16 protein-coding genes are annotated in these 21494 nt (G+C 36.3%); 5 read left to right on the top strand and 11 right to left on the bottom strand.

What is annotated here, in order from left to right; translation table 11 throughout:
- Positions 1 to 65 precede the first annotated feature (65 nt).
- From DWB61_RS12170 to nrfD, 4 genes are all read left to right on the top strand, one after another.
- On the top strand, positions 66 to 908 hold the full coding sequence (locus tag DWB61_RS12170; protein ID WP_125031176.1) for a sulfurtransferase: 843 nt from the start codon (positions 66 to 68) through the stop codon (positions 906 to 908).
- Between the two features lie 78 nt (positions 909 to 986).
- Positions 987 to 3224 carry a molybdopterin-containing oxidoreductase family protein gene (locus DWB61_RS12165; RefSeq protein ID WP_125031175.1) on the top strand — a complete coding sequence of 746 codons (2238 nt, stop codon included), beginning with the start codon at positions 987 to 989 and terminating at the stop codon, positions 3222 to 3224.
- An 8-nt stretch (positions 3225 to 3232) separates the two neighbouring features.
- A complete protein-coding gene (locus DWB61_RS12160; protein ID WP_225423388.1) occupies positions 3233 to 3754 on the top strand; it encodes a 4Fe-4S dicluster domain-containing protein in 522 nt (173 codons plus the stop codon).
- Positions 3755 to 3853: 99 nt separating this feature from the next.
- Positions 3854 to 4795 (top strand): NrfD/PsrC family molybdoenzyme membrane anchor subunit, encoded by a 942-nt coding sequence (nrfD, locus tag DWB61_RS12155; protein WP_125031173.1) that lies wholly within the window; start codon positions 3854 to 3856, stop codon positions 4793 to 4795.
- Between the two features lie 301 nt (positions 4796 to 5096).
- Here the strand turns inward: nrfD and DWB61_RS12150 are convergent, their stop codons facing one another.
- The 4 genes from DWB61_RS12150 to DWB61_RS12135 form a co-directional block, all read right to left on the bottom strand.
- Positions 5097 to 6143 carry a nucleoid-associated protein gene (locus DWB61_RS12150; protein WP_125031172.1) on the bottom strand — a complete coding sequence of 349 codons (1047 nt, stop codon included), beginning with the start codon at positions 6141 to 6143 and terminating at the stop codon, positions 5097 to 5099.
- A gap of 144 nt (positions 6144 to 6287) precedes the next feature.
- Positions 6288 to 7079: a toxin-antitoxin system YwqK family antitoxin gene (locus DWB61_RS12145; RefSeq protein WP_125031171.1), complete on the bottom strand. Its 792-nt coding sequence runs from the start codon at positions 7077 to 7079 to the stop codon at positions 6288 to 6290.
- A gap of 20 nt (positions 7080 to 7099) precedes the next feature.
- On the bottom strand, positions 7100 to 10369 hold the full coding sequence (locus DWB61_RS12140; RefSeq protein WP_125031170.1) for a UvrD-helicase domain-containing protein: 3270 nt from the start codon (positions 10367 to 10369) through the stop codon (positions 7100 to 7102).
- A gap of 186 nt (positions 10370 to 10555) precedes the next feature.
- Positions 10556 to 11440, bottom strand: coding sequence for a DUF3078 domain-containing protein (locus tag DWB61_RS12135; RefSeq protein WP_125031169.1), 885 nt, complete (start codon positions 11438 to 11440; stop codon positions 10556 to 10558).
- Between the two features lie 123 nt (positions 11441 to 11563).
- Between DWB61_RS12135 and mnmA the strand changes: the two genes are divergently transcribed.
- A complete protein-coding gene (mnmA, locus tag DWB61_RS12130) occupies positions 11564 to 12772 on the top strand; it encodes a tRNA 2-thiouridine(34) synthase MnmA (RefSeq protein WP_225423387.1) in 1209 nt (402 codons plus the stop codon).
- Between the two features lie 85 nt (positions 12773 to 12857).
- Here mnmA and DWB61_RS12125 read toward each other — a convergent pair whose 3' ends face one another.
- The 7 genes from DWB61_RS12125 to DWB61_RS12095 all read right to left on the bottom strand — a co-directional run bounded on the left by DWB61_RS12125 (position 12858) and on the right by DWB61_RS12095 (position 21254).
- Entirely contained in the window at positions 12858 to 13241 is a 384-nt protein-coding gene (locus DWB61_RS12125; protein WP_125031167.1) for a DUF1987 domain-containing protein, read from the bottom strand.
- Between the two features lie 24 nt (positions 13242 to 13265).
- Positions 13266 to 13802 (bottom strand): SiaB family protein kinase, encoded by a 537-nt coding sequence (locus DWB61_RS12120; RefSeq protein WP_125031166.1) that lies wholly within the window; start codon positions 13800 to 13802, stop codon positions 13266 to 13268.
- Between the two features lie 74 nt (positions 13803 to 13876).
- A complete protein-coding gene (locus DWB61_RS12115) occupies positions 13877 to 15055 on the bottom strand; it encodes a THUMP domain-containing class I SAM-dependent RNA methyltransferase (RefSeq protein ID WP_197091193.1) in 1179 nt (392 codons plus the stop codon).
- 183 nt (positions 15056 to 15238) lie between these two features.
- On the bottom strand, positions 15239 to 16846 hold the full coding sequence (locus DWB61_RS12110; protein ID WP_125031165.1) for a S41 family peptidase: 1608 nt from the start codon (positions 16844 to 16846) through the stop codon (positions 15239 to 15241).
- A 177-nt stretch (positions 16847 to 17023) separates the two neighbouring features.
- Complete coding sequence (gene guaA / locus DWB61_RS12105; RefSeq protein WP_125031164.1) at positions 17024 to 18556, bottom strand: glutamine-hydrolyzing GMP synthase; 1533 nt, start codon at positions 18554 to 18556, stop codon at positions 17024 to 17026.
- Between the two features lie 205 nt (positions 18557 to 18761).
- The gene (locus DWB61_RS12100; protein ID WP_156190249.1) at positions 18762 to 20009 is read right to left on the bottom strand and encodes a C1 family peptidase; all 1248 of its coding nucleotides are present in this window, start codon (positions 20007 to 20009) and stop codon (positions 18762 to 18764) included.
- Positions 20010 to 20321: 312 nt separating this feature from the next.
- Positions 20322 to 21254 (bottom strand): ribonuclease Z, encoded by a 933-nt coding sequence (locus DWB61_RS12095; RefSeq protein ID WP_125031163.1) that lies wholly within the window; start codon positions 21252 to 21254, stop codon positions 20322 to 20324.
- Positions 21255 to 21494 lie beyond the last annotated feature (240 nt).

The following is a 21494-nucleotide window of genomic DNA, read 5'->3' as shown; positions in this document are numbered from 1 at the left end:
GATGATTGGGAGCCGAAAGGCTCCCTTTACTTGTACTTTGTTAATCAAATTAAAAATAGATAGATATGAAAAAAGTGATATTGATGGTATTTGTTTGCTTTCTGGGCATTCAAATGTCTTTCGGACAAGATATTATTTCAGTAAAGGATTATTTAAAGATTCAAAAAGACCCTAATGTTGTTCTAATTAGTGCTAGAAAGCCTGTTGACTACGCTAAAGTTCATATTGCGGGAGCTATCAATATAGATCATAAATCCTTATACAAAACCACTCCCAAAAGTACGCTAAAATCAAGTGCTGAAATTGCAAAGATTCTTGGTGAAAAAGGGATTAGTAATACCAATACAATTGTCATTTACGATAATGGCTCGGGGAAATATTCAGGTCGTATTTATTGGATCTTAAAATATTTAGGAGCCAAAGATGTCAAATTATTAGATGGGCATATGAAAGCCTGGAGAATGGCACGTAAGCCTGTAACCAAGAATCCTGCCAACAGAGCAGCAACAACATTTGCTGTAAACCTAAACAAAGCGGCAATTGCAAGCATCGATCAGGTAAAAAAAGCATCGACTAATCCTGCTTCTGTAATTATCGATGTTCGTGCAGCTGACGAATTCAGTGGCGTGAAAGAATCAAAACTACCCAAAGGTCATATTCCTTCTGCTATCAACCTTGAATTCAAAAATGTAATGAACTCAAAGGCTGAACTTAAGTCGAAAGATGAATTACAAGCTCTTTTCACTGCAGCAGGTATAACAAAAGAAAAAGAAGTGATTCTTTACTGCGAATCAAGTGTACGTGCAGGTATTGTATATCTAGCCTTAACATCAGCTTTGAATTACCCTAATGTGAAAGTTTATGATGGCGCTTTGTTCGAATGGACAGCAAGCGAAAAAATGCAATAATAGACTTCAAATTTTAATAAATCTGTTATCCTCTAGACTTTCCATAGGATAACAGATTGAAATAAAAATATCGATCTGATGAGCAAGTCAAGAAGAGATTTTATAAAGATATCCGCATTGGGATTCGGAGGCTTGGTTTTAGCAAATCCAATTCTGAATGCCATGATTGGGCAAGTGCAAGCCAGTGAGCCCTTAGATGCTTCCCAGTTAAAACGGGTACCGACCTATTGCGAAGTGTGTTTCTGGAAATGTGCTGGTTGGGTACATCAAGATGAAAAAGGTGAACTTTGGAAAATAGAAGGTAATGAAGATGATCCACATTGCAAAGGACGATTCTGTCCCAGAGGTACAGGAGGTCTTGGCATGTATAATGATGAAGATCGATTGAAATCGCCATTGATGCGTGTAGAAGTTGATGGTAAACAAACTTTCAAAGAAGTTAGCTGGGATAAGGCATTCCGCTTTATTGCTGACAAAATGAACCAGATTTCAGAAGAACATGGTCCCGAGAGTATGGCCTTATTCAAGCACGGTTCCGGTGGTGCACACTTCGGGAAATTATTCAAGGCTTTCGGTTCCCGAAATATTACTGCTCCCTCCTATGCCCAATGTCGTGGTCCTCGCGAAGTTGGTTTTCATGCGACTTTTGGTGCCAACATTAACTCACCTGAGCCTGTCGATTTGGAAAACACAAAATGTCTGGTTTTAATTGGTAATCACATTGGTGAGAACATGCACAATTCTCATGTTCAGGAAATGTCTAAAGCCATTGATAAGGGCTTAAAAATAATTACGGTTGATCCTCGATTATCAACTGCAGCCAGTAAATCGAAACATTGGCTACCCATTAAACCTGCAACCGACATCGCTCTGCTATTGGCTTGGATGCATGTATTAATCACAGAGAAATTATACGATAAAGCTTATATCGAGCGTTATGCTTACGGCTTTGAAGATCTTGAAGCTCACGTTGCTGACAAAACCCCTGAGTGGGCAGAAGAAATTACAACAATCAAGGCTGATGTGATTAGAGAAACAGCAAGAGAAATGGCTTTTAATGCACCAGCTACGCTGATCCATCCTGGTCGTCATGTCACTTGGTATGGTGACGATACACAACGCTTACGCGCGATGGCAATGCTGAATGCGCTTCTTGGATCATGGGGGCGTAAAGGTGGATTCTATTTCCCAGAGACAGCCAAAGTCCCTTCCTTCCCCCATCCAGCTTTCCCATCCGTTTCGTGGACATGGAAAGACTATCTTGATGGTAAATATGCTTTGGCAGGTTCATCCATTGCCAATGTATTCGTAGATGCATCTCATCCAGATAATACAACGGATAAGAAAATTAAAGGTTGGTTTGTTGTGGGTACAAATCTGATATCTACCATTCCTGATACCAAACGAACTTTGGAGGCAATTGACAACTTAGACCTATTTGTAGTGGTAGATACCATGCCTATGGAAATTACGGGTTATGCTGATATCATTCTTCCAGAATGTACTTACTTAGAGCGTTACGATGATATACGAGTATCGCCTAATCGTGAACCCAATATAGCCGTGAGAATGCCAGCTGCTGAACCCAAATACTTAACCAAGCCTTCGGATTGGATCGTTCGTAAGTTGGCCGACAAATTAAAATTGAGTTCTTATTTCAACTATAAGTCTTATTCCGAAGTTTTAGATTGGCAGTTGAAACAAATGGGGCATTCATTGTCTGAAATGCAAGAAAAGGGTGTTATCAAATTCGAGCGCAAGCACGAGAACCTTTATCTTGAAGAGGGTGAAGAATACGAATTCGGAACGCCAACAGGAATGATTGAGCTCTATTCTACCGATTTGGAAATGGAAGGCTTTGATCCCCTGCCAAATTACACCCCTCATCCTGAACCACCAGCAGGTTTCTTCAGACTGAACTATGGACGTGCGCCTATGCATACTTTTGGGCGTACAGCTAACAACCCAAACCTGAATGAACTGATGAGCGAAAACAAGCTTTGGGTGAACCCAAAAATTGCCAGGGAAGCTGGTCTTGTTAATGATCAGGAAGTCTGGTTAGAAAATCAGGATGGCATCAAATCAGAATTTCCTATAAAGCTAAGAGTTACCGAGCGCATTGGCATGGATAACGTATACATGGTTCATGGCTTTGGGAAATCCAATAAAAAACTTCAGCGTTCAAATGGACGAGGAATTAGTGATTCCCAGCTCGTAACCAAGGTGATGGTCGATCCTATAATGGGCGGAACAGGCATGCGTGGGAATTTTGTAAAATTTATAATTGACAAGCCAGAAAGGGAGGAGATCTCATGAGATATGCAATGATCATTGATACGAAAAAATGTGTAGGATGCAGCGATTGCGTTGTAGCCTGCCAAAATGAAAACCGCGTACCCATTGGTTATTGTCGTGATTGGGTGATAGAAAATGCTAAAGGAACTTTCCCTAATGTGAGCATCGAATTGCGATCTGAACGCTGTAACCATTGTGAAAACTCACCTTGTGTGCGTTGCTGCCCTACTGGAGCCAGTCACTACGAGAATGGTGGATTAGTCATGGTGGATCGATCGAAATGTATTGGATGCGGGGCTTGTGTACAATCTTGCCCTTACAATGCTCGATACTCGCATCCCGATGGATTCGTAGATAAATGCAGTTTCTGTAATCATAGATTAAAGGAAGGTAAAAACCCATCCTGCGTTTCGGTTTGTCCTACCAGCTGTATGTATTTTGGTGATTTGGACGATTCTGAAAGTCAGGTGAGTCAACTTCTTAAGAACAGAGGCTGGAAAGTACTCGCTCCAGAAGTTGGGACAAAACCACAGGTATATTATTTAATCTAATTATAGATGATGAGATCATAGAAATAAGATAAGAGAAATTTTCAAGGCTACCTTTTTCTCAAATCTAGAATCTCAAAACCTAAAATCTAAATTTTAGTTATGAATGAAGAAATTTTAATTAGCGGAAGAATGAATCCACACATTGATCCCACACTTGGTATTTGGGGCTGGGAAATTCCTCTTTACCTTTTTCTGGGAGGTTTGGCCGCTGGAATTCTATTCTTTGCTGCTCTATATTCACTATTAGGTAAAGAAAAAGAGCTACCAACTGCAGTCAGAAAAGCAACATTCCTAGTCCCCATTATTTTAATGGTAGGCTTAGGTGCTCTCTTTCTGGATTTAAAAAATAAACTTTATTTCTGGCAACTCTACACCACCATTCGAATTGAATCGCCTATGTCGTGGGGTGCATGGATTCTGATGCTGATCACACCGCTTTCTATGGCTTGGTGTTTGAGCTATTGGCGCGACTTAATTCCTAACTGGACCTGGCAGCTTAAATTCCTCGAATGGGTAGAAGTATTTGTTCAAAAGTACCGCAAAACCTTCGCCTGGACAATGATTATCTCATCTGTGATTCTTGGTATTTACACGGGTATTCTTTTATCCGCATTCAATGCTCGTCCACTTTGGAACACTTCGATTTTAGGCCCTTTATTCCTGGTTTCAGGATTATCGACTGGTGCCGCCACCATCATGTGGCTATCCAAAGAAAAATTGGAACGCAGCCTGTTTAGCAAAATCGATTTGCTCTTGATTGGTATCGAAGTCTTCTTTATCATTCACCTGTTTATGGGATTTATGGCCAGTAATGCAGCTCAAATTGAAGCCGCTCAGTTATTCCTCGGAGGTGCTTACACTCTACCTTTCTGGGGTGGTGTGGTTCTATTGGGTTTAGTTATTCCTGCAATTCTCGAAGTGATGGAACTTAGAGGCAAACATATTCCTGTCGCTTTACCAGCAATACTTATTCTTATTGGAGGCCTGGTTTTCCGATTCATCATAGTTGATGCTGGGCAAATCAGCCAATATTTTTATTAGTGGTTTAGATTAAGTTCAGAGAAACGCTCTGATCTTTTATTGCTAATAAGCCGTCTTCTTTGGTTTGACCCATAGGAGGCGGTTTTTTTATGTATATACTCTGAGGGTCTCACTTTTATTGTTCCCGATTATTCCCTTAGGTTTGCATATAGTCAGAGCATAATAGCAGCGGATAAAAAACTTATCTTATGGTCCACATTTTTGTTGCAAGTCCATCCTGCTAGTATATCACCATGCCCGACATACCAAAAAAGCCAACAGAAAAAAAATTCTGTTGGCTTTATATTTTGCGCTTTATATTCTAATTCTCCTCTCTAAAAAAGAGCTTATAGAAACTCATATCGCGGGCTGCATCGTAGCCCTTCTCAAGAAACTTCCTTTGGCCATGAATATAAACATGAAAATTCTTATCCAGCTTCAAGACTTGTTTAAAGAATCTTTGCTCTCCCTTTACAGCGTCTTTATTAATGCTAAACTCGGCATTAATATCGTGATCGTGCTCGCTTTGGTAATAGTTCTTGTATTCGTCAAAGGCATTTACAACCTCTGGCTGCTCAATCACTTCACGCTTAAATAACTCCTCATTAAACTCTTTTTTGTCTTTAAAAAAGTTAATCGACTTATTCATCAAATCAATCTGATCGGCTTTTGCGACTTCATTCTCATCGTTGTAAACCTCACCAATAAAGCCCTTACACATTTCAAGATAATTCTGAGTGTGGTAGAAATCATCTTCACGAAGCTTTAGGTTCAAGAAATCTTCTTTCCAATAGATTGCCTCACCATTCTTATTGGTTTTATCAACGATACAAACCTTGTAGCCATTTTCCTTCTCAGTATTAAAAATCAAACAACCTTTATCCAATTTCTTGATATTGATTCCACTTTCACAACCCAATTCGAAGTTTTCCTGATTCTGGTATACCTTTAGGAAGGTATCCTTATTTTCTGATTTGAAAATACCCAAGGCATCACAAACCTCCCCATCGATAATACAACCAGAGAACGCAACCAAATAAAACTCTCCACCTTTAATATTAGGGTGATTCGACTTATCGTAGAGGTGCATAGCAACATTTACCGATTGATCGTAGAAGCTCTCATTATCCTCAAAGAATTCACTAGCAAAACAATACACCTCGTTCATGCTTAATCCTTCTTCATGCTGAAAATTGTAGAACTCTTCTTTATTAAAAGCAGATAAAAAATATTTCAATAAGATATCTCTAACATCATCATCTTCCAATTGTATTCCCTGCTTTGAAAGTTTCAAAGTCTCCTCATGATGTTTGTTACCTACATTGTGAACCACTATTTGGTCCAGATTTATATCATCGAAATTAAACATGCTTACTATTTTATTAATTCTTATTTGATTTCTTTTTCTTTCGGAACATCTAAAAAATGATCAGAAATAGAGCGTAAAGATACTGACTTTAATGTATGAAAAATACACCCGATGCTTTGATAAATAAAAAAACAACTAAAAGATCTAGTTCGGATTTCGAACATTTACATTTGTCTTGGTGCTGAGAATGTAATAGTTTTGATAAGCTGTCTTAACAACAGCAACAATAGGTATGTCTCGATTGGCATTACGACCTTTCGGAATACTAAACTTAAAAATAGCCTTTCCTTTTTTTGTTTCCAGTTCGCTCATAAATGAATTGACTTTCACAGGAAGGCTTTTTCCATTCAACAGTTCTCCGATATAAAACTGCACATTCTTGAATTTCATATTCAAGCTCAACTCCAAATGGTACATATCTGAATCTCTTAGAAGGTTCACATGTTTAACCTTTATTTGAGGTTCTTCCTTTTGCTTCCCTATATTTGTGAATTCCTTCAGTCCAGCACACATCATATTGTCCATATAATTCATTTCGGATTTTATCTTGCCATCTTCCCAATATTTTCTCTGTGGGCCATGCTTAGCACCCGCAATATAGCTTGTCGATCGATACAACTTACCACTCTTATAAAACCATTTAACCTCGCCATGCTTTTTCCCATCCACATAGGGAATCTCATATTGTTTTTCTCCTGTTTCATAAAAAGAATGGCTAATGCCTATTTTCTTATTGTCCTTATAGTTAACAATTGATTTTAATTTACCACTCGGAAATTTATATCTAACCTCCCCATTAATCGATTTTGAATCAGTAGAACTGGAATCTATAGAAAAAGATTGCTCAACCACATCGTTCTTCTTAGAAAATTTTTCAACGATAAAGTCACAGGACGATAATAGGAAAATCAATAATAAAATTAGGCTTAGTTTCATTTTAGGCTTATCTGTTTAGGTTATACTTCTACTATTTCATCTAATTTACCATAAAGGATAAAAGCACTGACCTGCTTATAATTCATTTTCTCAAGCAGTTTTTTATAGGCTCCAACCTGATAAATATGAGTTTTTTCCTTCTTCTTACCAAACTTATAATCAATCACAATCGCTTGATCATCTTTCACAATCACTCTATCTGGGCGTAAAGTATTTTCATCTCCCAATAAAATATCACGCTCATTTATTACACGCCAGTCTTTAGAAAACCAAGAAGCTATTTGAGGATTTTTAAACAAATCTGCCACCATTTCTTGAACTTCATCTGCCTGTAATTCGTCTAACTTACCCTCATGCCTTTTTTTAGCTATCGCCTTCTCTATATCATCGTAATATTCAATATCCTGAAATAAACTATGCAAGATATTACCTCTATTTATTGGAGCAAAACTATCGATAGATGCGGCTTCAGAAAAATCAAAGTAATCTGCAGCATGAGAACGTAATTTCAATCTATCATCAAGCATTGCAGCTGGGTACTCGGTCATTAACTGCTCAGCTTCATGTTCAATATCTTCACTCTCTTTTACAGTTAACGCGCCTAATTCAAAACAATTATTCTCATCATCCCAATACGTATTCATATTGATGATCTCTTTACCACTAAAGTCAGAAGAATACTTGGCTGCATTCTCAAAAATATGGTATAAAAGATGACTGACCTTAGAAAACTGATCATTTGTTGGTAAAGGTGAATAGGTAATTAAAATTTCTTCTGCTCGAGTTGTTGCAACATATAGCAAATTCAGGTTATCGATATAAGCTTGAAGCTTTTCTGCAAAATACTCTTTATAATATATCGTCTGTTTTAAATCTGATCCGTAACGAATTGGCAAGACATCAATGCTATTAAAACCTTCCATTTCTGGCTGACACCAAAGAATTTTTGTGTGCTTCACATCATCCAAATCCCAATCGCAAAAAGGCAATAAAACAGCCTTAAACTCCAAACCTTTCGACTTATGAATGGTTAGAATACGAATGGCATCCTGATGATCAGAAACAGAGATAACTTCCTTACCCTTTCGCTCTTCCCAATAATCGACAAATGAATTGAGATCTGGCGCATCGCTACGAGAAAAGCCTAAGACCAAATCCTGATAGGCTTCTAAATAAGTAAAATCGGTTGTACGCTTATTCAGTTCAAAAATATCAATTAACTGTTCGACTAAATCGAAAAGAGCCTGTCTCTTTAAAAATGAGATATTTTCGGTAAATGCAGCTGGAAACAAACCTTTAAATATGTCTTCTGAATCTTCGCTCTGAGCAAATATATCATCAAAGTTTTCAGGCTTTATTTCTTTTAGATATAGACTGTATTCCTGCAGTAAATAAGCTAAGTTAATTTTATCCTCGGGGTAAATAAAATACCTCAATAAATGGGATAGAAAACTGATAACTGAAGAGTTCTTGAGATAGAGCGACTCATTTGAGATCACATTATAATTTACGCCTTCAATTGCAGATTCTGAATTTCTATAAGTCATCAGTTTATTAGCAATCATAGCCCCTTCACGTCCATTCCGAACCAAAATAGCCATATCGCCAGCCTTGTAACCCTTAGTTTGGATCTCCTCAATTTGACTTGGCAATAATTCTAAAACGCGATCAATCCACTTCTCTCCTTTTTCAACTTCGATCATATTCGCTTTCACGTATCCAGGGCACTTGTCTTCTCCTCCAGGATAATCCTGATAAACATCTGCATAAGCATTAAGTATTCGAGCTTGCTCAAGACTTAACTTGTCTTCTAAACCATCAGGAATATCATTATTATAATCGTTCTGCAAAGCCTGAGACGCCAATGCATATAAGGCATTATTAAAGTTAATGACGTTCTTTGAACTTCGCCAGTTCATATCCAAGGTTAAGCCATTTATTCCCTGATCTTTAAAATCAACGTCCAATTGCTCAGCGAGTAATTTCCAATCACCATTTCTCCAACGGTAAATTGACTGTTTCACATCTCCCACAACCAAAGAGCGATTATCCTCCGCCAATGAATTCCCTACCAATGGACGGAAATTTTCCCATTGCATAGAAGAGGTATCCTGAAACTCATCGATCATGAAATGCTTATACACATTCCCAATTTTCTCATAAACGAAAGGCGTATCGTTAGTTCCAATAATGCTACGAAGTAAACGAGAGGCTTCGGATAATAAAAACAGGTTTTCATCCTCGGTGAAAGCTTTAATCTTTTTTGAAATATCCGTTAAAATACCCAGCGTATAGATGTATTTCAAGGTTTTATCTGTTGAAAAATACAAATGACATTCATTATTAAAGAACTCAACGGCATTTTTCAACAAAGCTCCCAAACCAGTAGAGTAAACTGAGGAGACTGCCGCTTTTAAATCAGAACTCGCCTTAGCAGTTGTCCATTTATCCGGATTATCTATGGCCGCTAAAACTCGCGTACCAGGCTCATCAAAATCACCTGCTTGCAGCTTGTAGAAATAATTCGCAAAGCCTGATTTCCCGTAAGAAAAATCAGTAATGGTCAATCCTTGGTTTTCGATTAAACAAACCGCCTTGGTTCCAATCTCTTTGAGTGTATTTTCAAATTCGTCTTTAATTTGTTTTAAGCCCTTTCGGTAAACATTCAAAAAGTTCTTATCCGATAGCTTTTCGATCAAGACCTTATCAAAATTCATATAGTCTTCCTTGAAAACCTCAGTCCCAACTTCAAGAATATCATTCTTAAAATTCCAGGTTTTACCCTCCTTTATCTTCGATTCAGCAAAATCAGACAACCAAGAACGTAATTGTTCGTCCTCATCTACATCGAGAAATAAAAGATCTACGACCTCGTTTAAAACTTTACGCTGATCGAGCTCAATATTAAAGCCCATTTGTAAACCTATTTCTCTGGTAAATGAACGGACTACTTTTTGAAAGAAACTATCAATTGTGGTTACCGAAAATCGACTATAGTCGTGTAATAATCGGTTAAGGATTTCTTTTGCCTTTATTTGCAAACCAATTGCATCCAAACGATTAAGCTCCATTAGCTCTAAAGCATAGGGTGATTTCTCGCCTTTCGAGAGAATATAAATTTCCTTTAATATTCTCGATTTCATCTCATCAGTGGCCTTATTGGTAAAGGTTACTGCCAAAATGCTTCGATAGTTCAAAGCCTCTTCGAAAACGAGCTTCAAATATTCTCTTGTGAGTGTGTAGGTTTTTCCTGATCCAGCTGACGCTCGATATATATTCAATGATGACATAGTAAATCTAATTTATCCCGAAAATACAATTTTTAAGCTAGCTTAACAGTAAGAAAACAAATGTTTTTTTGTTTGAAATAGGTAAGCTGAAAATATCTCTAAACTGTTAATTTCAACTAATTATAAATTCAAAAAATGCCTCTCAAGTAAAACTTAAGAGGCATTTTGAAATATTATGAGCTTATTTTAGAACTTATACGATAATCCAATTCCTAATATTTCTTTGAATTGAACCTTTACACCCTTATTAACGCCATCCTTATTCACATATTGTACATCATCGTCGTAAACCAATGTTGTATTAATCGAAGCGGTTAGGAATTCATTCACTTTCATATTAATCATCAAATCCCAGTTCACATCAATATTTCCGAAAGTATCAGAATAGGCTGTAAATAGGTCAAGTGTACTCTTCAAATCAACATTTTTAGCAATCGATTTCTTTAACGTTAACTTAGTTAACGCACCAAATTCATATCTAACCTTATCACCTGGATCTACACCAAAAGCCCCTGCGTCTGATAATTCGGTATCATTAACAATGGTTGTCTTACCTGTTACAGGTGACAAATAAGCTGAAAATATATCGTTTGGCTTGTAGTCCATACCCAGAGAAAGTAAAAGATATGCTGGGGCCATAAAATTTGAAACTTTTACATCAGATTCTGTTTCACTTTTTGCATAATTATAACCTTTTGCAAACTGAGATTTAAAATCTAACAAGGCTGTATAATACCATTTTTTACTTGCCTGATGTCCATATTTAGTTACAAAGTCAATCTTATCAATACTCTTTCGTGTTCCCTCATCTCCTTGTTTCAATAGGCCATATTCTAACTTCAAAGTATTATCCCAGGCATTTTTAGCTTTAGTATAATTAGCAAATAGATTCAACTGCACATTAGTTGAAATAGCATTATCTCCACCACCAGACCAATTACTTAGAGAAGTCTGAGAAAAAGATAAGGAAGCCATACCTCCTTTTTTCCAATAGCTTGTGTCCTGAGTCTCTTGTGCACTAAGATTAAGACATAGAAGTGCAAAGAATACGAAAAGTAAATTTCTAGTCATTATTTTCATTTTTAATTAATATTCTGATCTAACAGTATACTAAATTAATTTAATTTGTTTAAAAATAAGCATTAATTATATCGAAAAAATCAATATTGCTCTTCAGAGTTTTAATAAGTACATTTGCAGATTCAAAATGAAGGAGAAAAAGAAATGACAAAAAAAGTTGTAATAGGATTGTCTGGTGGAGTTGACTCAAGTGTAGCAGCCTATTTACTAAAAGAGCAAGGTTACGAAGTTGAAGCTTTGTTTATGCAGAACTGGAATGATACAGTTGGCTTAAAATCTGAAGAATGTCCTTTTGACGAGGATATTCTATTTGCACAAATGGTTGCTAAGAAATTAGATATTCCATTTCATTTTGTTGATTTAAGCACAGAATATCGAGCACAGGTAATTGATTATATGTTCTCAGAATATGAACAAGGACGTACACCAAACCCTGATGTACTTTGTAATCGTGAAATTAAATTCGATGTATTCTTAAAAAAGGCGGTAGAACTTGGTGCTGACTACGTAGCAACGGGACACTATTGTAGAAAAGAAACAAAAATAGTTGATGGCAAAGAGGTTTATAGCCTTTTAGCTGGTGTTGATAATAATAAGGATCAGAGCTATTTTCTATGTCAACTTTCGCAAGATCAGCTTTCCAAAGCGATGTTCCCAATTGGTGATATTGAGAAGCCTGAAGTTAGAGAAATAGCTCGTAGAGAAAAGCTTGCATCTGCTGAGAAGAAAGACTCACAAGGCATCTGTTTTGTAGGAAAGGTAGACTTACCTGTATTCTTACAACAGAAACTTAAAGCTAAGCCTGGCATTATTGTCGAAGTACTAGCTGAAAACGCTCACAGAATCCTACCTAAATCTGAAGAATTAGCTGACTTAGCTAAACCCTTTCAGTTTAGAAGACATCATGGTAAAAAAGTGGGTGAACACAATGGCGCTCATTTCTATACTGTAGGACAACGAAAAGGGTTGAATGTTGGTGGAAAAGCTGAACCCTTATTTGTAATTGGTACTGATGTTAAGGAGAATATCATCTATACGGGTATGGGGCACTCTCATCCTCTTTTAATGCGAAAAGCGCTGTTTATTTCGAAGGAAGAAACCCATTGGATTCGTCAGGACTTAATGCCTACCGAAGAATGTGAACGACGTTATGATATAAGAATTCGTTATCGTCAGCCACTTCAAAAAGGGACGATATATTTTAAGAAAGAAGGTTTATATATTCTTTTTGACGAGCCTCAACGTGCTGTGGTTGCAGGACAGTTTGCTGCCTGGTACGATGGTGATGAATTGATTGGTTCTGGTCCTATAGACGGAGAGTAAAAGATTCTTTTCATTCAAATTACTATAATTCAAAAGGGGCTGATTCAAATGAATCAGCCCCTTTTATATCATATCAGTCAATAAATTAAACTTCTTTTTGCTCAACCATCACAAAAGGGATACCTACAATCGCATTATAGTCTTCTCCGGCTTCCATCATATCCTCATCATCCTCTTCGAAATACCAATTTACAGAAACATTTTTTCCTCGATTCGAAATCGCCTCAAGTTTTCTGAAAAAGTCCAAAATACATTTTGAAGAACTGGTATTGAAATATTCCAATTTCATCTGAACGATGATATCAGTTTTTACTTCATGAGAATATGCTTCCACCCATTCCATCAAAGGGATGTAAAATTCTAATGAATTTTCGGGAATTGAACGCCCCTCCAGTAGTAATTCGCCTTTTTCGGCATTGAATACGACTTTCGGTGTTTTTGAGCTGCCTTCTATTATTAAAGTATCCATAAAAGAATATCGTTATTTTTTTGACTAAATTTTTACAGTTAAGACTAAGAAGAAATTCTCTCCTTGGGTCCGTTTGGAACAATACTTAAGTTTATTCCCACTTCTTCGTATCATATTGATAATGCCTAGTCCGCCGCCTCCTTTTTCAGAAAAATGTCGATTAGACAATACTTTTCGATATAAGGTCTTTAGCTCACTAGTACCCAATGAATTGGTATGATCAATATAATCGGTGAAAATCTTCAGCTTTTCAATTTTAATAAAATTGGCAGATATAATTTTCACTCCCTCATCATTTTTATTAAAGATTAAGCTTCCGTAACTTTTGAAAGAATCTTCAATCTCAAACTTTTCTCCATGATGATAAAGGTTCTGAACCAATTCGATAAGGATATTTAGGATCTTTTTTCTTTCCTTCAAAGGAAAGTTTCTGTCTTCCATAATCGCTTCAATCTTCTCCAGAATCTCAGTTACCGTCTTAGAACCAACACTCCCTTTATAATAAAAAAGGCTGTCTTCGCTCACATTATCGGTAAACCACTGGTTAAGGTTAAAACTCATTGAAATATCTTTATATTAAACTATCTCTTCTCAACAAATATAATAAAATAGCTAAAAGATTACTGTCCGAATACTTATCTATTTGATTCTTTTCTATCCTTAAAAGTATCCTTCTTGCTTCCAGCAAACATCGAATATTTTTGAAATCTACATTCCAAAGGACCATTAAATAAGGTTACTTTTCTTGATGGACGCAAACCAATACTATCAAAACATTCTTTTCCATAACTTAAAATCCATGCATCATAACCCATGAATTGGTGCTTCAATCTTTCTCCGATCATAGAATAAAGGCCTTCTAGGTCTTTAACCTTTAAACGCTCACCATAAGGTGGATTTGTGATAAGAATACCCTTTTCAACTGGAGGAATAAATTGCTGAAAAGGTATTACATTCAACTTAATTTTTCTTCTTAAACCAGCGTTACGAATGTTCTGCTCTGCTATTTCCATTGCTTTATCTGAGATATCACAACCTATGATATTTGCGTCAAAATCAATTTCAGTTTCGTCATTATAAATCTCATCCCAAAGGTCTTGATCGAAATCGCTCCACTTCTGGAAACCAAATTCTTTACGATATAATCCTACAGGAATGTTATAAGCAATTAATGCAGCTTCAATTAACAAAGTACCAGAACCACACATAGGATCGATAAAGTTAGATTTCTTATCCCAGTCTGACATAAGAATCATACCTGCAGCCATGACTTCGTTAAGAGGAGCAGCTGTTTCAGCAACTCTATAACCTCTTTTGTGTAATGATTCTCCCGAACTATCTAAAGAAACTGTACATGTATTTTTATCAATATGGACGTTGATTCTCAAAGTAGGATTTACCACACGAACCGATGGACGATCTCCTGTTTTTTCGAAGAATTGGTCAACAATAGCATCTTTAACTCGGTAAGTTACAAACTTTGAATGCTTAAAATCTTCAGAACTGATAGTACTATCAATTGAAATGGTATCTTTTAAAGATAGATACTCACTCCAGTCTATCTCCTGAATACCTTTATACACTTCATCAGTATCTATAGCATTAAACTTGTGGATTGGCTTAATAACACGAGTCGCCGTTCTTAAGTGAAAGTTCGTTTTATACATTAAAGCTTTATCTCCGACAAAACTCACGGCACGCTTTAATACTTTAATCTCCTCAGCTCCTAAATTTTCCAATTCCTGAACCAATACCTCCTCTAAACCTTGAAAGGTTTTTGCAATCATTCTAAACTTTACCGAATCTGTTTTCAAAACTATTGTTATTAATTATACCCTTTTGACTAACTCGTGCATCTATAAATTCTATAAACTATAGACTCCCGCTAAATTACGCTTACAAAAGTAGTCTTTAGCTTATAAAAATCAGCTATTTTTCAGTGGTTTTAAATAAAAAAAGCCGGAAAACATCCGGCTTTTCTCATAAAAAGTAAATCTTTACTTTAAATATTTCTCATATTCTTTAGAATTATCAAGTATTTCCAAAGCTTTATCGAGTATATCGTTTCCTTGATTAACAATTTGATAAAACTCAGTTCCATCCCAAATATCTCTTGCGATTATAGCTTTCAAATAAACCTTAAGGTGATCTTTTACCGCTAAGTATTCTTCTTCAGTATGCTCAACTTTGGCTTCATCGCCTTGTGCAACCAATTCTTTCAACATATCCTCTGTAATTTGGAATTTCTTATTGAACGTTTCAAAATCTGGATACTTAGATTTGAAATTTTCTCTATTGTTATCCATAAAAGTCAAAACAAAAGGATAAAGCACATTCTTGCGAGCCAATAAATTAAAGTACTTAAAATTAGCGGATGTATCTATTGGAACAAATACATCAGGCATAATTCCGCCACCTCCATATACCAAGCGTTCCTTTACCAATGTTTTATACTTTAATGAATCAGCCAGATGAATACTATCCTGACTAACCATTTCACCTGAGTTATATCGATTGATGATATCCATTCTATAATCCATTAAACCATTATCATAGGGTTTTTGAATACAACGTCCTGTTGGTGTGTAGTAATGAGCTGTCGTTAATCGAATCATAGACCCATCAGACAACGGAAATTGACGCTGAACCAAACCTTTCCCAAACGATCGTCGACCAACGATTAAACCTCTATCCCAGTCCTGAATGGCACCAGATACAATCTCTGAAGCTGAAGCAGATCCTTCATCTATTAGAACAATAACTCTCCCCTCTTTAAAAGCACCCTGATCGGTTGAAACATTATCATGACGCTTCGATTTTAAACCATCAGTAAATACAATCAACTGATCTTTGTTGAACATCTGATCAACAATATTAATAGCCGCAGTCATATATCCACCACCATTACCACGTAAATCAAGAATAAGGTCTTGCATTTTTTGCTCCTTTAATTTTAAAAGAGCTTCCAAAAATTCTTCAGCTGTTTTAGCTGCAAATCGATTCAATTTAATGTAACCTACATTCTTATTAATCATGTATGATGCATCCAGACTAAAAATTGGAATATCATCGCGAATAATTAGAAAATCAAGTAATTCTTTTTCCCCTTTACGTTGAATCGATAAGTTGACCTTCGTTCCTTTATCTCCACGTAATTTCTTAAATACATCGGTATTTTTCATTCCTACACCAGCTACCATCTCATCATCAATTTTAATGATTCTATCGCTAGCTCTTAGGCCAGCTTTTTCCGATGGACCACCCGGAATAGTTGCCACAACCATTAATGTGTCTCTCAAAATATTGAACTGAATCCCTACCCCACTAAAGCTTCCCTGCAAAGGTTCATTCATCTCCTTCACTTCATCCTTACTGATATAAACTGAGTGGGGATCAAGTTCTGCAAGTACCTTTATAATAGCATCTTCAGTTAATTTCTCAAGACTCACACTATCTACATAAAAAGCATCGACTAGAGCAATTAGATTTTGATATTTAATAGTCTGATCTCTGACCTCTTGTGCTTGAGTCTGGGAAAAACTTAAAACAAAAAAGAGTATAAAAGCAAAAGCAGATTTACTAATGGTAAAATTCAATAATCTCATATATTAATTTTATTTATTTAGACTTCGTTAAAAGTAAAACGAAAGATACAATCTTTTTATAAACTTCGCTTAAGCCAGATATTGAAATATAAGGCCTTTTAGAGAAAAATAACATTTTCACAAACATGAGTTCGAGCAAAAAAAAAGAGCCACCCTAAAAGGATAGCTCTTGAAATATTATTCCCACTCAATAGTTGCAGGTGGTTTCGAACTGATGTCGTACACCACTCGATTAACCCCTTTAACACCATTGATGATTTTATTTGAAATCTTTGCTAGGAATTCATATGGTAAGTGTGACCAGTCGGCAGTCATACCATCGGTAGAACTAACAGCACGAAGAGCAACAACTCTTTCGTAAGTTCTCTCATCCCCCATCACTCCTACTGACTGAACTGGCAATAGCATAGCTCCCGCTTGCCAAACTTCGTCATACAATCCATCTTCAATCAAACCTGAAATATAGATATGATCGACCTCTTGTAGAATTCGTACTTTCTCATGAGTAATATCACCCAAGATACGAATCCCCAATCCTGGCCCTGGGAAAGGATGGCGAGCGATAAATTTCTCTTCAAGTCCCATACTACGACCAACACGACGAACCTCATCTTTAAATAACAACTTCAATGGCTCAACCACTTTCAGTTTCATATAGTCAGGTAATCCGCCTACATTGTGGTGAGACTTAATAGTTTGCGAAGGACCTCCTGTTACTGAAACAGATTCAATAACATCTGGATAAATAGTTCCTTGAGCTAACCATTTAGCGTTCTCAATTTTATGTGATTCTTCGTCGAAAACTTCAACAAAGGCATTACCAATAATCTTACGTTTTCCTTCAGGATCAGTTACACCAGCCATAGCTGAAATAAACTTATCGCCCGCATCAACGCCAGTTACATTTAAGCCTAAAGTTTCGTATTTCTTCAATACATCAGTAAACTCATTCTTACGTAACAAACCGTTATCAACAAAAATACAATGTAAGTTTTCACCAATTGCTTTATGTAATAACAAAGCAGCTACTGTCGAATCAACACCTCCTGATAAACCTAAAATTACTTTATCATCACCCAGCTTCTCTTTTAACTCAGCGACCGTTGTTTCAACAAATGCATCTGGAGTCCAATCTTGCTGACAGCCACAAATCCCAACAATAAAATTCTTTAGTAGTATTGCGCCTTCGGTACTGTGATAAACCTCAGGGTGGAATTGGATACCGTAAGATGTTTCGCCTTCAATTGCAAAAGCAGCATTTTCAACATCAGATGTACTCGCAATTACTTTATAGTTTTCAGGCATACGCTCAATGGTATCACCATGTGACATCCATACTTGCGAATTCAAACTCATCCCATTCAACAATTCGTTGGTATTATCAACTGATGTTAAGTTTGCACGACCATATTCTCTTTTATTTGATGCCATAACTTCCCCACCAAAACAGTGAGCTAAATGCTGAGCACCATAACAAACACCTAGAAGTGGTAACTTGCCTTTAATCTCTGATAAGTTTGGAATTGGAGCATTTTCTTCGCGAACCGAGAATGGACTTCCCGAAAGAATCACACCTTTAATACTATCATCCAATTGTGGAGGATTGTTAAAAGGATGAATTTCGCAATAAACATTTAATTCGCGAACACGTCTAGCGATAAGCTGAGTGTACTGCGAGCCAAAGTCAAGAATTAAAATCTTTTCTTGCATAATCTTTAAAAATATATGAGGTTGTTTAGCTTCTCTATTTGGCGTACAAAGATATACAATTCATCATCATTAAATAATTATTATTTCCGATTGTTATAACAATTTTTGATTTAATGTATATTCTAAAATAATTTAAGAGCCTATACCATACAAAAAGCCCATTTGCATCATACAAATGGGCTTGTTAAGTTCTTTAATAATAAGCTTACTTAAACTTCTTCAATAATTTCTTTACAGCATCTTTATGAACTGTAACACCCATCATCTTAAGTTTCACATAATCTTCGTGGAAGAAATAATAACCGAATTCAGCTGAATTCTCATCGATATTACGAGAACCAGAACTTGAGTCTTTAATTAAGTACCAGTCTTTACCTGATTTATCAACATAGTAACCAATTAAGTGCATACCATGATCATCCGTTGTTGTTCCATTAGAAAAACGGAATTGACGCGCATCTTCAGTAATATATTCCGATGGAATATCGAACGAAGGAACCATAGCACAGTTTGTTGTACGTAGGAAACCAGCTTCAGAAACATCACCACCAATACTCATGGTATAACCATCACGTACTGCTGACTTAATTGCTTCCATATAAACATCAAGAGGTACATTATAGTACTCTTTTGAATGCCACCAGTTGTCAGTCACCTTATATTCTACTTGTTCCCAGTATGGCTCTTGTTTATATGAAAGTAATTCGATATAATCATCTGGATTCAATTTCAAGTAATCTTTCAAATAAGTTTGAGGTGTATACTCAGTGCCTTCAACAGTAAACTTAGTTGGAGGCACACCAATATAATGGTTCATTATCGACTTGATTGTTGCAATAGCCTCATCTTCGTTCCAAGCACCACTTTTCTTCAAAAATTTCAAATAAGCCAACATCTCATTATACATTTTCTCATGCGTATGAAACTTGCGACCATCTTTTAATCCTGTGTATTCTGCCTGAGGGATTACACCATACATTTTCCACATACGAGCTACAGCATTACCTTCTGAACCCTGTCCAAATTCTGAATCCCCTCTTTCTTGCACAAAGCGACGTGCCTTCTCTACATATTCCCAATAAACCGTATATAGCTCCGAAATATCAACTTTCTTTTTATGAAGACGATAAACTTCTGACTCATAAAATGAGGTGGTTGAAAAACACCAACATGTACCTGTATTTCCCTGAGAAATAGTTGGCAAAGCCCAATGTGTATTGTTAGTATACAAGCTGATATCTTTCGGAAGATCGTATGACGACTGATCCATAAAGAAACGCTTATCAACTTCCTTATTTTCCAGTTTAGCATCAACGTTTCTGATATCCTTAAGTATAGAGTTCTGGTAATAACCTGGCTCATACTCTTTAAAAGTTGATTTGTCTTTTTTCTGCTGAGCAAACCCCGATGCACAAAGTGCAACTGCTACAGCTGATAATAAAATTCTTTTCATGTGTCTGAAATTTGATTTTTAATTGCCACATGGAAGTCGCCACCTTGGTCATTCCATTTGATTTGGAAGACTTAGATATAGGCTCGTTTCATGTTGTCCTTAAGTCTGTGAATCTAAATTCAATTAATACACACAGGTGCATTTAAGAATCCAGAATCAATTATTAATAAAGTTAGTTTTAGATTTTACCAAGAAGCTAAAGGTAATAAAAAAGGAATAGGACAGAATAATTCAATAAATGCTTTTCAACAAACCTATTATAAACTTGTTGGATATCATGTCTATTTAATAAAACCTAAAGTACAAAATTAGCTACCGGGTCGATTTCAAGGGGATTTCAAAGACACAACCATCTTCAGCAAGTTCTGTATTGGGAAAGACTTCTTTCGCTTCGTTCAAATGAGCTGATAGATCATGGAATCGTGCTGAAAAGTGACCAATTAGGAGCTTGCCAACCTGTGCTTCATCAGCAATTTTAGCAGCTTGCTCAGCCGTTGAATGATAAGTTGATTTGGCTCGTTTCTCGTCATCTTTCAAAAAAGTAGCCTCATGATAAAGTAAATCGACTTGCTTAATATTAGGTACGACTCTGGGAAAATATGCCGTATCAGTACAAAATGCATAGCTACGTGGTGAAGAAGCTGCAAGAGTCAACTTAGAATTCGGAATCAACTCGCCCTCTTCAGATAAATAATCATCTCCCGTCTTAATGCCATGTCTGGCTTTTATTGGAATCTTATAAAAATCCAACATATCCTTTTTGAGATGGCGAGGACGCTCTTTTTCCTTAAATAAGAAACCTGCACAAGGCATTACTCCATGCCTTAAAGGAAAAGATTGTACTGTAAGTGCATCATCCTCAAAAAGAGTTTGAACCTCTTTTCCAAAGATATTATGGAATACTAACTTATAACTTAATTTGGATTCTAAAATATCGAGCTGAAAGCGAATAATCTTTTCTAACTTACTATGTGCAAATATGTGCAGATCATTTGTTCTTCCTTGCAAAGAAAAAGTTGAAATTAAGCCAATAAGCCCAAAGAAATGATCGCCATGGAGATGTGATATAAAGACATGATTGATTCGAGACATGGGTACCCGAAACTTCTTTAACTGAATTTGTGTGCCTTCACCACAATCAATTAAAAAAAAACGCTCAAGTACATTGAGAATCTGAGCGGTTGGAAATCTTTTTGAGGTTGGCAATGCAGAATTGCTCCCTAAGATTGTTAATTCAAATTTCACTTTCAATAATAGTTAAACATCGTTTATAGCTTGCAAAAAGATTACAATAAAATACCATCCATAGCCACTGTAAAACGAATTTTAGACACGAAAAAAGCCAGGAAAGGAACATTTCCAATAAAACATGCAATATTCCATAAGTCTAAAACATCACATATACCTGCAAATTTATCAATTCCAAAGATATATTGTGATAATGGTAGAATAAAAAAAACATGCAACTAGCCCACACAAGCACAA

Source organism: Ancylomarina euxina (assembly GCF_003863355.1).
In the GTDB taxonomy this organism is placed as follows: Bacteria; Bacteroidota; Bacteroidia; order Bacteroidales; family Marinifilaceae; genus Ancylomarina; species Ancylomarina euxinus.
This window is presented reverse-complemented; position numbering and strand designations above follow the sequence as displayed.